14 protein-coding genes are annotated in these 12,893 nt (G+C 73.6%); 9 read left to right on the top strand and 5 right to left on the bottom strand.

The features are described 5' to 3' along the window. Positions 1-94: 94 nt before the first annotated feature. Together VQ02_RS19720 and VQ02_RS19715 are read right to left on the bottom strand one after the other, a co-directional pair. Positions 95-1,507, bottom strand: a complete 1,413-nt coding sequence (locus VQ02_RS19720; protein ID WP_053080451.1) for an adenylate/guanylate cyclase domain-containing protein — start codon at positions 1,505-1,507, stop codon at positions 95-97. A 193-nt stretch (positions 1,508-1,700) separates the two neighbouring features. Then, complete coding sequence (locus tag VQ02_RS19715; protein WP_048445917.1) at positions 1,701-3,005, bottom strand: solute carrier family 23 protein; 1,305 nt, start codon at positions 3,003-3,005, stop codon at positions 1,701-1,703. Positions 3,006-3,278: 273 nt separating this feature from the next. Here VQ02_RS19715 and VQ02_RS19710 point away from each other — a divergent pair, with 273 nt between their 5' ends. The 4 genes from VQ02_RS19710 (at position 3,279) to VQ02_RS19695 (ending at position 6,045) form a co-directional block, all read left to right on the top strand. Further along, entirely contained in the window at positions 3,279-4,016 is a 738-nt protein-coding gene (locus VQ02_RS19710) for a substrate-binding domain-containing protein (protein ID WP_048445916.1), read from the top strand. A 165-nt stretch (positions 4,017-4,181) separates the two neighbouring features. After that, positions 4,182-4,910 carry an autoinducer binding domain-containing protein gene (locus VQ02_RS19705; RefSeq protein WP_048445915.1) on the top strand — a complete coding sequence of 243 codons (729 nt, stop codon included), beginning with the start codon at positions 4,182-4,184 and terminating at the stop codon, positions 4,908-4,910. Between the two features lie 157 nt (positions 4,911-5,067). Next, positions 5,068-5,691 (top strand): acyl-homoserine-lactone synthase, encoded by a 624-nt coding sequence (locus tag VQ02_RS19700; RefSeq protein WP_048445914.1) that lies wholly within the window; start codon positions 5,068-5,070, stop codon positions 5,689-5,691. Positions 5,692-5,712: 21 nt separating this feature from the next. After that, the gene (locus tag VQ02_RS19695; protein WP_053080450.1) at positions 5,713-6,045 is read left to right on the top strand and encodes a hypothetical protein; all 333 of its coding nucleotides are present in this window, start codon (positions 5,713-5,715) and stop codon (positions 6,043-6,045) included. Between the two features lie 53 nt (positions 6,046-6,098). Here VQ02_RS19695 and VQ02_RS19690 read toward each other — a convergent pair whose 3' ends face one another. Beyond that, a complete protein-coding gene (locus VQ02_RS19690) occupies positions 6,099-6,812 on the bottom strand; it encodes an ArsR/SmtB family transcription factor (RefSeq protein WP_048445913.1) in 714 nt (237 codons plus the stop codon). Between the two features lie 123 nt (positions 6,813-6,935). Between VQ02_RS19690 and VQ02_RS19685 the strand changes: the two genes are divergently transcribed. Both VQ02_RS19685 and VQ02_RS19680 read left to right on the top strand, forming a co-directional pair. Then, complete coding sequence (locus VQ02_RS19685) at positions 6,936-7,259, top strand: DUF1127 domain-containing protein (RefSeq protein WP_048445912.1); 324 nt, start codon at positions 6,936-6,938, stop codon at positions 7,257-7,259. A 223-nt stretch (positions 7,260-7,482) separates the two neighbouring features. Next, positions 7,483-8,190 (top strand): cell wall hydrolase, encoded by a 708-nt coding sequence (locus VQ02_RS19680; protein WP_048445911.1) that lies wholly within the window; start codon positions 7,483-7,485, stop codon positions 8,188-8,190. Positions 8,191-8,357: 167 nt separating this feature from the next. Here the strand turns inward: VQ02_RS19680 and VQ02_RS19675 are convergent, their stop codons facing one another. Beyond that, positions 8,358-9,572, bottom strand: a complete 1,215-nt coding sequence (locus tag VQ02_RS19675; RefSeq protein WP_048445910.1) for a L,D-transpeptidase family protein — start codon at positions 9,570-9,572, stop codon at positions 8,358-8,360. Positions 9,573-9,863: 291 nt separating this feature from the next. Here VQ02_RS19675 and VQ02_RS19670 point away from each other — a divergent pair, with 291 nt between their 5' ends. From VQ02_RS19670 to VQ02_RS19660, 3 genes are all read left to right on the top strand, one after another. Further along, positions 9,864-10,178, top strand: coding sequence for a hypothetical protein (locus tag VQ02_RS19670; RefSeq protein ID WP_157080715.1), 315 nt, complete (start codon positions 9,864-9,866; stop codon positions 10,176-10,178). 34 nt (positions 10,179-10,212) lie between these two features. Next, positions 10,213-10,767 carry a spermidine N1-acetyltransferase gene (speG, locus tag VQ02_RS19665; RefSeq protein WP_048445908.1) on the top strand — a complete coding sequence of 185 codons (555 nt, stop codon included), beginning with the start codon at positions 10,213-10,215 and terminating at the stop codon, positions 10,765-10,767. 156 nt (positions 10,768-10,923) lie between these two features. Then, a complete protein-coding gene (locus VQ02_RS19660; protein ID WP_048445919.1) occupies positions 10,924-11,169 on the top strand; it encodes a hypothetical protein in 246 nt (81 codons plus the stop codon). Positions 11,170-11,175: 6 nt separating this feature from the next. Here the strand turns inward: VQ02_RS19660 and VQ02_RS19655 are convergent. Then, a partial coding sequence (locus VQ02_RS19655; RefSeq protein WP_048445918.1) for an ATP-binding response regulator occupies positions 11,176-12,893 on the bottom strand: 1,718 nt, incomplete at its 5' end.

Raw genomic sequence — 12,893 nt, 5'->3', positions numbered from 1 at the left:
GCCGGAACGTTTGGGGACGAGAGGGAGGAAGGCCCTGCGGGGGCGGGGCCTTCCTCGTCGGGCGTCCGAGCGAAGCGATCGCCCGGACGCGGCATCACCCCGCCCCGGGCGGGAGGGCCGGGGCGAAGATCGTGATGGCCTGCGTGCGGCCGGCGAGGGGCTCGCGGCCGACCTCGCGCCAGGCGGCGGGATCCGACGAGCCCGCCACGGCAGCCTCGGAGGCGAGCACGACCGCGCCGTAGCGCTTGGTCGCCTGCTCGAGGCGCGCGGCGACGTTCACCGCATCGCCCAGCACCGTGAACTCCATCCGCTCCTCGTCACCGACGATGCCGCAGAAGACCTCGCCGACATGGATGCCGATGCCGATCCGGACGGCGCGGGGCACCTCCCGGGTCCCGTTCCAGGCCTCCACGATACCGGCGAGGTCGTGCGCGAAGGCGAGCGCCCGGGCCGCGTCGTCGCCGCCCTCGTCCGGCACGCCGAACAGGATCAGGGCGCCGTCGCCGATGAACTTGTCGACGAAGCCGTGATGCCGGCGCGCGCAGGCCAGGACGCGGGTCCGGAAGGCGGTGAAGAACCGCGACAGGCTCTCCGGATCCATGCCCTCGGCCATCCCGGTCGAGTCCCGGATGTCGACGAAGGCGATGACGGCCCGCTGGCGGCGGCCCCAGCGCAGGGCGGCGTCGCCCGCCGCGAGGCGGGGCGCGATCTCGGCCGGCAGGAAGCGCGAGAGGCTGGCGCGCCCGACCGCGTCCCGGACGGCGGAGGCGAGGAGCCGCCGCGAGCGGACGATCCCGAGGGCGGTGGCCGCCCCGGCGAGCAGGATCAGCGTGAGGCGCATCACGTTGACCGGCATCGAGAACAGCTGGGTCCAGGCCGGCGTGCCCGCCGCCGCCGGATCCAGGACCAGCCGGTGCCCGAGCCCGACCGCGATCCCGACGAGGCCGAGGGCCAGGAGCGCGACGGCGCAGAGCTGGACCTTGACGTCGTAGCGCAGGGCGCCGACCGCCAGGACCAGGGGGATCGCCCAGATGATCGGGGCGGAGGGCAGGGCGTTGCCGGGCAGGTCGCGCTCGCCGAGGGCGAGGACCGCGATGGCGAGCACCAGCCCGACATCCAGCACCATGAACAGGTAGGCGTAGCCGTGGTGCCAGCGCTGGGGCACCGCGAGCACGATGCTGGCCGCGCCGGCGATCAGGAAGCCGAGGGCGGCGATCCAGGCGTTGTGCTGGAACACGCCGAGCGACACGCCCGCGAGTTCGTGCAGGACGTGGCTGGCGGCGATCACCGTCACGAAGACGCAGACCCCGATCCCCACCCGCAGCCAGCCGATCAGCCGCTCGGCCGCGACCTCGTGGCGGCGCATCAGCCCGGCGACGAGGTCGCCCGCCAGGGGAGCGGCCAAAGGATCGGCGAGCAGGTCCGCCGAGGCGCCCCCCGGCCGGCCGATGACCGGCGCGGCCCAGCGGCGGGGCGGATCCTGCTGCGCGTGCAGACCTGGCTGCATGCCGTCCTCCTGTCGCCCCGGACAGGGCAGGGACAGGGCCGATTAGAGCATGGTCGTGATCGGGCGGCTACTGGGGCTGATCTGGTTTTGCCCCGCCGCGAGCTGTCCCGAAGCTGGCGGACGGGGCACGGCATGGCCGGCAATGCAGGGATTGCCTTGCCCCGGAGCCCGGAGGCCCCGGGACCGGAGCCGGTCAGGCCGGGTCGTCCCGCAGGAGGTGGTAGAGCAGGATCGCGGCGGCGGTGGCGGTCCCGATCCCGCCGAGCTTGAAGCTGCCGAGGCTGACCGTGAAGTCCCCGGCGCCGAGCACCAGGGCCGTACCGACGGTGAGCAGGACCCGGGTGCGCGAGAAATCGACCCGGCCCTCGACGAAGATCCGCCCCGCCGCTGCGGCGATCAGCCCGAACACCACGACCGACAGGCCGCCGATCACCGGCCCCGGGATCACCAGGATCGCGGCGCCGAACTTCGGCGACAGCCCGAACAGGATGGCGACGACGCCCGCGATCGCGAAGACCAGGGTCGAGTAGATCCGGGTCACCGCCATCACGCCCATGTTCTCGGCGTAGGTCGTCACGCCGGTGCCACCGAAGGACCCCGACAGCATCGTGGCGAGCCCGTCGCCCAGGAACGCCCGGCCGAGGTAAGGATCGAGGTTGCGGCCCGTCATCGCCCCGATCGCCTTCACGTGGCCGAGATTCTCGGCGACCAGCACCAGCGCCACCGGGGCGATCAGCCAGATCGCGGAGGGCTCGAAGACCGGGGTCGTGACATGCGGCCAGCCGAACCACGGCGCCTCGGCGACGCGCGCGAGATCGAGGGGCTTGGCGAGCCCGAGCCCGTTCGCCAGCAGGCCGTAGAGCAGGGTGGCGGCCACCGCCCCGATCAGGAGGGGCAGCCGCCGGGCGGCGCCGGGCAGGTAGGACGCCGCGAGGCCCACCGCCAGGATCGTGAACAGGCCGATGCCGACGTCGAGCCCCGAGCCCGAGATGCCCTTCACGCCGATCGGCGCGAGGTTGAGGCCGATCGCCCCGACGATCGCGCCGGTCACCGCGGGCGGCATCAGCCGGCCGATCCAGGCGTCGCCCGCCCGCATGACCGCGACGCCGATGAGCGCGTAGACCGCGCCCGCCGCCACGATGCCGCCGAGGGCGACGGAGAGGTTCGGGTTGGGGCCGCTGCCGGAATAGCCGGTGGCGGCGATCACCACCGCGATGAAGGCGAAGCTGGAGCCGAGGTAGCTCGGCACCCGCCCGCCGACCACGACGAAGAACAGCAGCGTCGCGATGCCGGAGAACAGGATCGCGAGGTTGGGGTCGAAGCCCATCAGCAGCGGGGCGAGGGCGGTGGAGCCGAACATCGCCACCACGTGCTGGAGCGCCAGCACGACCGCCTGTCCCAGCGGCGGGCGCTCGTCCGGCAGCACCACCGGCCCCCGGGCGACCCGCCAGCGCGGAAAACCCCGCTCGCTCGTCCGCTCCCGCGTATCCGGTTCCATGGTCTCTCCCCCTGATGGCGTTTCTCCGAAGGGCCTTAGAGACTTGGCGCCGGTCCGGGAATAGGAGCACGCGGCGCGCGTGGGGGGTTGCGCGCGCGGACGGCGTCGGGCACCGGTCCGTCGGCGGGCAGCCTGGCCGCGACCCGGGAATCCCGGGTCGCGGCCGCAAGGATGCTCTCGGATTGGGCGCTTCCCCTCTCCCCATGCGGGTGCGGGGATCCGGCGGCGTCTCGCGATCCGAGCATCATCGAGAAAGAACCGGCGGACGACGGCATGACCTCTCCGGACGCGACCACGCCCGACCTCACCGTCATGATCTCGGGCGGCTTCGCCCTGGCCTACCAGGCGGTGCTGCCGGATTTCGCGCGCGAGACCGGGCTCGCGGTCCGGACTCTGTCCGGGGCGTCGCAGGGGCAGGGGCCGCAGACCATCCGGCACCAGCTCGAGCACGGCGCAGAGGTCGACGTCGTGATCCTCTCGAACGAGGGCCTGCACGAGCTCGCCGGGGCGGGCCGGGTCGCCGCGGGCTCGGCCGTGGAACTCGCCACCGCGCCGCTCGCCGCCGCGGTGCGGGCGGGCGCGGGCCGGCCCGACATCGCCACGGTCGCGGCGCTCACCCGTACCCTGTCGGAGGCCCGCCGCGTCGTGATGCCGGGCAGCACGAGCGGCCTGTTCATCCGGGACGTGGTGTTCCCGAAGCTCGGCATCGCCGGGACGGTGCGCGCGAGGGTGTTTCCGAGGGGCACGGAATCCGCGGCCGCCCTGGCGGCGGGCGAGGCCGACCTCGCCCTCGGGCCCGTGAGCGAGCTGGTTGACGTCCCGGGGATCGAGATCCTCGGGCCGCTGCCCGACGCGGTCCAGCTCGTCCAGACGTTCACCGCCGCGATCGTCGCCGGCTCGCCGGCGGCGGAGCCGGCGCAGCGCCTGATCGCCTACCTCGCCTCGGACCGGGCCGCGGCGGCGATCCGGCGGACCGGCATGGAGCCGGCCGGAGACCGGCGGGCGGGGTGACGGGCGGCCCCGCGGACCGGGGATCCGACCGCGAGCCTCACGGCAGCCGGGATTCGCGGGACCTTGCCCCCCGCGCATCGATCCGCGACATTGTGCGCCTCGACCCGCCGCCCGCAACCACGATCATCGATGTCACAGGATGACCCGCTGCGATAGGCAGGTTGCATGAGCCGGAAGCGCCTCGACCTGACCCTGGCATTCCTGCGGTCCCTCGACCGGACCGCGAGCCCGCAGGACGTCAGCGACCTCCTCCTCCGGCTCCTCGGCCGCTTCGGCATCGAGCACGCCCTCGCCGGGACCCTGCCGATCATCGGCGCGCAGCCGCGCCAGCAATACGAGCACGCCCTGCTCGACGCGATGCCGACGGACTGGAAGGCCCGCTATCTCTCCCGCGGCTACCTCTTCCGGGACGCGACGGTGCGCCACCTGGGCGAGGCGAACGCGCCCTTCGCCTGGTCCGACATCGCCGGCCGGTACCGGGAGGACCCCGCGGCCCTGCGCATCATGAACGAGGCCGGCGAGCACGGCCTGCGCCACGGGGTCACCGTGCCGCTGCTGACCCTGGACGGGCAGCTCGCCGGCTTCAGCTTCTCAGGAGCGCAGATCGAGGTCTCGCCGGAGGATCTCGGCACGCTGCAGCTCGTGGCGACCTACGCCTTCGCCCAGCTCGTGCTGCTGCGCTCCGAGGCCGGCGCCGAGATCCGCCTGTCGCCGCGCGAGCGCGAGGTGCTGCAATGGGCGGCGGAGGGCAAGACGAACTGGGAGATCGGCGAGATCCTGTCGATCTCCGCCAAGGGCGTCGAACACCACCTGCGCTCCACCCGGGCCAAGCTCGGCACGCTCAACAGCACCCAGTCGGTGGCGGTGGCCCTGCGGCGCGGGCTGATCTCCTGAGGCAGACCGGCCGCCGCACGGCGACCGCGCGGCGATGGCCTGGGCGGGCGATCGGCCGTCGCACGGCGCCGCGAGCCGGGGGCGCGACCTAGGGAATTCCCCAGTACGGCTGTGCCGTCAGACCATGGACAACGGTTCCGGACAGGAGCCCTTTCCCATGATCCACGTCGTCACCGCCGCCAACCAGGACCGCTACGCCGCCGAGATGGAGGAGGTCTGGCGCCTGCGCCATCGCGTCTTCGTCGAGGAGAAGGGGTGGAACGCCCTGCGCCGCCCGGACGGGCGCGAGATCGACCAGTTCGACACGCCCCACGCCGCCCACTTCCTGGCAATCGAGGACGGCGAGGTGATCGGCTACAGCCGCCTCCTGCCGACGACCCGGCCGCACCTGCTCTCGGACGTGCTGCCGGAGCTGTGCGAGGGCGACCGGCCGGTCGGCCCGCAGATCTGGGAATGGACCCGCCAGGCGGTGGCGCCGAGCCGCCGCACCCGCGGCAAGAACCATCCGGTCTCCCTCGAGGTGATGACCGGCATCGTCGAGTGGGGCCTGGAGAACGGGGTGACCTGCTTCCTGGCCCAGATGCCGATCGTCTACCTGCTGCACGTCCTGCAGCTCCACTTCCGCGCCGTGCCCCTCGGCGTGCCGGCGGAGATCGACGGCGAGCGGATCATCGCGGTGGAAGCCCGCTTCGACGCCCGGACCCTGCGCAAGCTGCAGGACATCCGGGGCACCGCGGCCTCGGTCCTGGCACCGACGTCACCGACCTACCTCATGGCCTGAACGGCCGACGCGAGAGACATCATGAGCAGCCGCACCCCGCCGACGGTCGACGAGATGGCCGACCTCCTGCCGCCCCTGGTCCGCGCCCTCGGCGAGGTCGCCGAGCTGATGGAGGGCCTGGTGGACGTGGCCTGCCAGGCCACCAACCTGTCCGAGGCCACCGCCGACGCCCTGTCCGACATCGGGCACACCATGTCGGAATACTCGCACATGCTCATGCGCGAGGCGACGGAGCGCCGCCGCACCGGCCGCGGCAATGTTCCCCTGGCGCGGAAGCCCGACGCCCCCGCGGCGGAGGCCTCCGCGACGCAGGGCGACGGGCTCGCGGCCCAGGAGGCCGCCCCGGCGGCGTAACGAAAAGGCCGCCCCGGCGGCGTGACGACGAAGCCGCCCCGGCGGCGTGGTCCTCACGCCGCGTCCCCGCAGACAGGAGCCTGCCCGTAGCCGAAGGCCTGCCGCAGGGCGAGGCGCCCGCCGGGCGTGACCGCCACGGCCCGGCTGCCCTCGGTCCGGCGCAGCCAGCCCCGGTCGAGGCAGGTGCGGAGGAGGGCCGCCCCGAGGGCGCCGGCGATGTGGGGCCGGCGCTCGCTCCAGTCGAGGCAGGGGCGGCAGAAGATCCGCCGGCCGGAGGCGGCGTCGATGTCGACCCCGAGGCCGCGCAGAAAAACCTCGCCCGCCGGGGTGAGGGCGCCGCCGTCCGGCCCGAGCTCGACCGCGCCCCGGGCGACGAGGCTGTCCGCCATCGCCACGGCGAGGCGGCCGGCGAGGTGGTCGTAGCAGGTCCGGGCCTCGCGCAGGGCCGCGTCCCGGGGTCCGGGCTCGCGGCGGGGTGCGGGGGCCACCGCGCCGGCCGCCACCGCCATCACGCCCTCCAGCATCCGGGCCACCGCCGGGGAGGCGAGGCGGTGGTAGCGGTGGCGCCCCTGGCGCGCGACGGCGAGGAGTCCCGCCTCCGCCAGGCGGGCGAGGTGGCCGCTCGCGGTCTGCGGCGTGATGCCGGCCGCGTGGGCGAGCTCCGTCGCGGTGCGGGCCCGGCCATCCATCAGCACCGCCAGCATGGCGGCGCGGGCCGGATCGCCCGCCAGGGCGGCGGTGCGGGCGAGGGCGGCGGTGGTCACCATCGGCGTCTCTCCTCTCGGATCCCCCTTGTAGATCAGGACGGCCCCCGGCGCTTCGGCCGCGGCCGAAGCATCGCGGCCGGCGGGCACGCGAGAGTCGGCCGATCCGCAACCGGACGGCCCGCCATGCTCCCGCTGATTCGCCTCGCCCTGCGCCTGTGCCGCCCCGGACTGCCCGGGAGCGGGCCGCCCGGGGAGGGCGCGTGGACGCGGCAGCTGCGCCAGCGCCGCGACCGCGCCAGTCTGGCCGACCTCGACGACAGGTTGCTCCGCGACATGGGCCTGACGCGCCAGGTCACCGCGGCGGGGCTCGACTTCGCGCCCCTGTCCCCGGCCGATCCGGGCGGGGACGGACGACCCGCGACGTCGCCGCACGACTGCCGGAGCCCGGACGATCGCCGGATCGTGGCGGTTTCGCCTCACCGCCACGGCGCCATCGACTGGCCATGATCGGGCCGTGATCGCGCCGCCTTGCCGGGGCTCCTGGCAGAACGCTCCGATGATGAGCCGGCGGTGTTTCCCGTTTGCACCACGTGGTTTGTTTCTTACTGCCACGCTCACGGGATGGTTTACGAACCGTATCCGTGCCCCGCCTTCGCCACATTCCGCCTCAAGCTAGGCCACGAGCGCGGCCGTTCCGGCCGTACCCGGCCAATGCACGAGAGGGGCCTGCATGACGCGGAACCGGACTTTCCCCATCACTGCCGCCCTCGCGGTTCTCGCCACCGCGCCGCAGCTCGGCGCCTGCAGCGTGATGCCGACCGGGGTCGACACGACGGGAAGCCTTCCGGACCGCAAGCCGCTCGCCGCGGTCACCAGCGCCGACCGGGATTGCCTGGCCCGGGCGATGTACTTCGAGTCCAACCGCTCGAGCGAGGAGGGGCTGCTCGCGGTCGGCACCGTGGTGATGAACCGGCTCGAGGCGCCCGCCTACCCGAACTCGATCTGCGGCGTGGTCGGCCAGCCGCGCCAGTTCGCCGCCGGCGTGCTGCACAAGCCGATGCACGACAAGGAGAAGGTGAAGGCCGAGCAGATCGCCGACGCGGTCCTGGCCGGAGAGCGCCACGACAAGGTCGGCGGCGCGATGTTCTTCCACACCGCCGGCTACACGTTCTCCTACCGCAACATGCACTACGTGGCGCTCGCCGGCGGCAACGCCTTCTACGAGAAGCGCCCCTGGTACGACCGCGAGAACGCGACGCGCCGGACCCAGACCCAGCTCGCCCAGATCCAGCCCGCCTCTGCCGGCGCCGCCCGGTGGACCGCGCACGCGACGAAGGTCGCGGCCCGCCCGGCGCACCAGACCCCGCTCGCCGAGCTCGGCCCCGCCCGCAACATCTGCCGCGTCGCCGCCGCCGAGACCGCGCGCAGCCCGGGCTGAACCCGGAGCGGGCGGCCATCGTCGGTCGCCTCCATATCGACGACCCTCGGCGTCATCGGCTCAGTCCCGCGCCAGCGGCGAGACTGAGCCGATGACGATGGAGCGTTTCCGCTCCGTCGGGATGGTCGAACGGGCTCTCGGTCGTGTGCAGGTCGGGGGCCCGGCGCCTACGGCAACGCCGCGAAGCGCGCGGTCAGGAAGCGCGGCCTGGCCGGCTCGGGCGAGGTCGCCAGGGTGAGCCGGGACGGCTCCTCGGCCAGGCGCAGGCGCGAGAACGGCGAGGGCTCGGTCTCGATCACCGGCAGCGGCACGAACGCCGCCGCGACCTGGATCGGATGGATCGGCGGGACCGGGCGCCGGCGGGCCGGGATCACCACCACCTCGCGCCCGGCGAGCGCCAGGGCCTCCGGCCGGCTGACCTGGCCGAGGCCGGCCGGGACGATGAAGGACGCGGCCGCGAAGGGACCGGCCCCTTGGGTGGCGTCGGCGCTGTAGGCGGTGGCGCCGGTGGCCGCCGCCCCGAAGGCCGAGGCGCGGCGGAGCATCGCGGTGAAGCTCGGGTGCTGGCCGCCATCCGCGTAGGTGGTGCGCACCGCCTCCGTGCCGTCCGCCACCAGGGCCTGGATGCGGGCCTCCTCCTCCGCGCGCCGCGCCGTGGCCAGGGCCTCGACCGCCGGGTCGGGATAGGGGGCAAAGACGTAGCGCCCGCCCTCGACGCCGACCAGCGGCTCGCGCCCGGTGGCCTCGAAGCGGTCCGAGCCCTCCTTGAGCTGGCGCCAGAAGGCGATGTGCCGGTCGGTGCGGTGGCGCGCCATGGCGCGGGCGGTCATCCGGAACGGGAAGGCCTGGAACTGGAACGCGGCCTGCCCGCCCGCCAGCGCGTCGCGCACGAGGGCGTAGATCTCGCCGACCTGCCGGTCGGTCATGGCGAAGCAGCCGGCCGAGGAGCAGGTGCCGTGCACCATCAGGGCCGAGCCGGTGCCGCCATGGGCGCGGTCGTAGGCGTTGGGATAACCGACGTCGAAGGACAGGTAATAGGCCGAGTTCGGGTTCAGCTGCCGGGCCGCCACCGCGTAGAAGCCCTCCGGCGCCTGGCGGTCGCCGGCCCGGGTCTTGGGGCCGAGCTGGCCCGACCAGCGGCAGATCGGGAAGGTCTTGAGGTGGACGAAGCGGCCGTCCGCCGCCCGCTTCCACACCTCGATCTCGGCTTCCTGCTTGTAGGCCCGCAGCAGCACCGGCGCCGAGGGCGCCATGCTGCGCGCCGCCATCAACGCGACGGTGGCGGGCGGCACCGGGGCGAGGTGTTTGGGGGCCGCACCGGCGGGAGCGATCCCCGCGAGCAGGCCCGCCACGCACAGGATCGTCCTTCCCCGCACGCCCATCCGAAGCCCGCTCCATCCTCGCCCGCCCTACGCCTGCCACGGCAATGTGGCGGTTTTCGCGCAGGAGCGCGCCGGCCGAGCCTGCCGGGATCGTTGCCGGACGCGATGTCCTGCCGGTCCCGCATCGTCGTCCTCGGCGGGACGGGCGCGAGGGCAGCATTCTCAAGGTTTCTTTAACCACCTGTTCGTGCCTGGCGCGCAGCATCGCCCCTCATGTCCTTCGCGAGGGACGCCCGTTCCGCGCGCGGGACGCCCGTTCCGCGCGCGGAACGCCGGATGACGGAGGCTGCGATGCCCGAGACCGGACCACGCTGGCTGCGGCTGGTGGACGAGGACGCGCTGGTTGAGGCGGCGGACGGGCCGCTGCCCGGGGAGGCGGGACGGCGGCGCCTCGCCGCCCTGCGGGGCCAGCTCCGCAACCAGCTCGCCGCCCTGCAGGAGACCCCGATCTCCGCCGAGGCGCGGGCGACCCCGGAGGGCGCCGCGGCCGCGGCGGCGCTCGAGCGGCTGACCGCCGAGGTGACGCGCCTCGCGGAAGGGTGGGACCGCCTCGCCGGCGCCGTCGCCGCCCTGTCGGCGGGTGACGGAAAGCCGCCGGAGGAGTAGGGTCGCGGCCTCCCGCGGGCACACCCGGACGACCATGGCCCCGACCATCAAGCTGCGACCGCTGGAGCGCGAGGACCTGCTCTTCGTGCACCAGCTCAACAACAACGACAGCATCATGCGCTATTGGTTCGAGGAGGCCTACGAGTCCTTCGCCGAGCTGGCGCAGCTCTACGAGCGCAACATCCACAACCAGACCGAGCGGCGCTTCATCATCGCCACGCCGGAGAACGAGCGCGCCGGGCTGGTCGAGCTCGTCGAGATCAACCACCTGCACCGCTCCTGCGAGTTCCAGATCGCGATCCACCCGGCCTTCCAGGGCCGCGGCTACGCCCGGCAGGCGACCCGGATCGCCATCGACTACGCCTTCAAGGTGCTCAACATCCACAAGCTCTACCTGCACGTGGACAAGGACAACCGCCGCGCCATCGGCATCTACGAGGATTGCGGCTTCGAGACCGAGGGCATCCTGCGCGACGAGTTCTTCGTCAACGGCAAGTACCGGGACGCGGTGCGGATGTGCATGTTCCAGCCGGCCTACCTCGCCACGCGCGGCGGCGGCGACGTCAACGAGCCTGTGCTCAAGACCTGACCCCCGCGGGCCGGAAGCCCGAACGGGCGTCGGCGCTCGCGCGCCGGATGCCTGGCGTCAGCCCGAGGCGCGATCACAGAATGCGAAGCGCAGCCCCTGGCGCGCGCCGGCCCGGCTCCCCTATTGAGGAGGCCGACCGGAGCCCCCAGAGCCTTGCTGCGCGAGACCTACCACATCGAGATCATCGGCCCCGAGGACGCGCCGGTCCAGCGCGCCTCGATCCGCACTGCGGGCCTCGACGCCGCCCGCGAGCGGGCGCTTCGCCTCTTCCGCCGCGCCCGGGTGCCCCAGCGCTCCGGCCCCGCGGCCGAGGCCGTGCGCATCGTCGACGGCGCCGGCACCGAGGTGTTTCGCTGGAGCGTGTGGGACGAGGGGACCGGGCCGGGACGCGGGCGGGGCTAGGCGTCCTCACCCCCCGTCCGGTTCCGTCCGGGCCGCCAGTTCGTCGATCAATCCCTGGAGCGAGGCCGGCACCGCGTCGGGCACCCGCTCGGCGTACATCGCCCGCAAGAGGCGGCCGATCTCGCTCAAGGAGATGCTGCCCTTGACGATCACCCGCTCGGTGTCGCGGCCGAGGCGCTCCTTCTCGGCCGGGGTGATGTCCTTGGCGGTGAGCACCACCACCGGCACGTCGCCGCCGCCGGGCCGCGCCCGGAGCTGGGTCAGGAAGGCGAAGCCGTCCATCACCGGCATCATCAGGTCGAGCAGGATCAGGGAGGGCCGGTCCTCGTCCAGCTGCGCGAGGGCGACGGCGCCGTTCTCCGCCTCGCGCACGGTCCAGCCGTCCCGGGTCAGGGTGCGGCACAGGCGCTCGCGGGCATCGTCATCGTCGTCGACGAGCAGCACCGTGCCGGGGGCGCCCTCGGGGCGGTAGCGCTCCATCAGCCCCTTGAGGTGGTCCCAGTCGATCGGCTTGACCAGGTAGTCGGTGGCGCCCAGCGCCCGGCCGAGGCCCTGCTCGTTGACCACCGAGGTGATGATCACCGGGGTAGCAGACAGATCCGGGTCGCTGCGGATGGCGTGCAGCACCGACCAGCCGTCCATCCGCGGCATCTCGATGTCGAGGAGGATCGCCCGGGGCCTCAGCGCCCGGGCGAGGCTCAGGCCCGCCCTGCCGTCGCTGGCGGTGCGCACGCGGAAGCCCTCGCGCTCGAGGAAGCGGGAGAGCAGCTCCCGGGCCGCCGGGTCGTCGTCGACGAGGAGCACCACGTCGTGGCGCTCGGCCTCCGCCTGGGCCTCGGCGAGCGCCCGCACCTCCTCGGGGGTCGGCTCGTCGTCCTCGGCCGTCAGCACCGCCGGCAGCCGGATGGTGAAGGTCGCGCCCGCGCCGTAGGTCGAGGTCACGCCGATGTCGCCGCCCATGCGCCGGCAGAAGGCGCGGGTGATGGCGAGCCCGAGCCCGGTGCCGCCGAACTGCCGGGTGGTCGATTCGTCGGCCTGGGCGAAGCGCTCGAACAGGCGGCCGATCTGCGCCTCGGTGAGCCCGATGCCGGTGTCGGCGACCGCGAAGGTCAGCCACTCGATGCCGTCCGCGCGGTCGCGCCGGGCCGAGAGGGTGATGGTTCCGGCTTCGGTGAACTTGGCGGCGTTGCCGAGCAGGTTGACCAGGCACTGGCGCACCTTGCCCTGGTCCTGGCGCATGGCGCCGAGATCCTCGGCGAGGTCGAGCACGAGGCGGTTGCGCTTCTTGGCGGTCAGCGACTCGGTCGCCGCCACCACGTCGTCGAGCATCGCCTGGACGGTAAAATCCTCCGCCGCCACCGTCATGCGGCCGGCCTCGATCTTCGAGATGTCGAGCACGTCGTTGATGAGGCCGAGCAGGTGGCGGGCCGAGGCCTCGATCTTGCGCAGGTCCGGCAGCAGCTCGGCCTGGCCGAGATCCGCCAGCTCCTCGGCCAGCATCTCCGAGTAGCCGATCACCGCCGAGAGCGGGGTGCGCAGCTCGTGGCTCATGTTGGCGATGAACTGGCTCTTGGCGCGGTTTGCCGCCTCGGCGGCGTGGCGCGCGCGGTCGATCTCGGCCTCGGCCTCCTTGCGGTCGGTGATGTCGACGTGCATGCCGACCCACTCGCGTACGCTGCCGTCCTCGGCCTTCACGGGCGCGGCCCGCACCTCCATGTGGCGCC

This window comes from Methylobacterium variabile, assembly GCF_001043975.1.
In the GTDB taxonomy this organism is placed as follows: Bacteria; Pseudomonadota; Alphaproteobacteria; order Rhizobiales; family Beijerinckiaceae; genus Methylobacterium; species Methylobacterium variabile.
The sequence above is the reverse complement of the archived record's forward strand: the minus strand, read 5'-3'. Positions and strand labels throughout refer to the sequence as shown.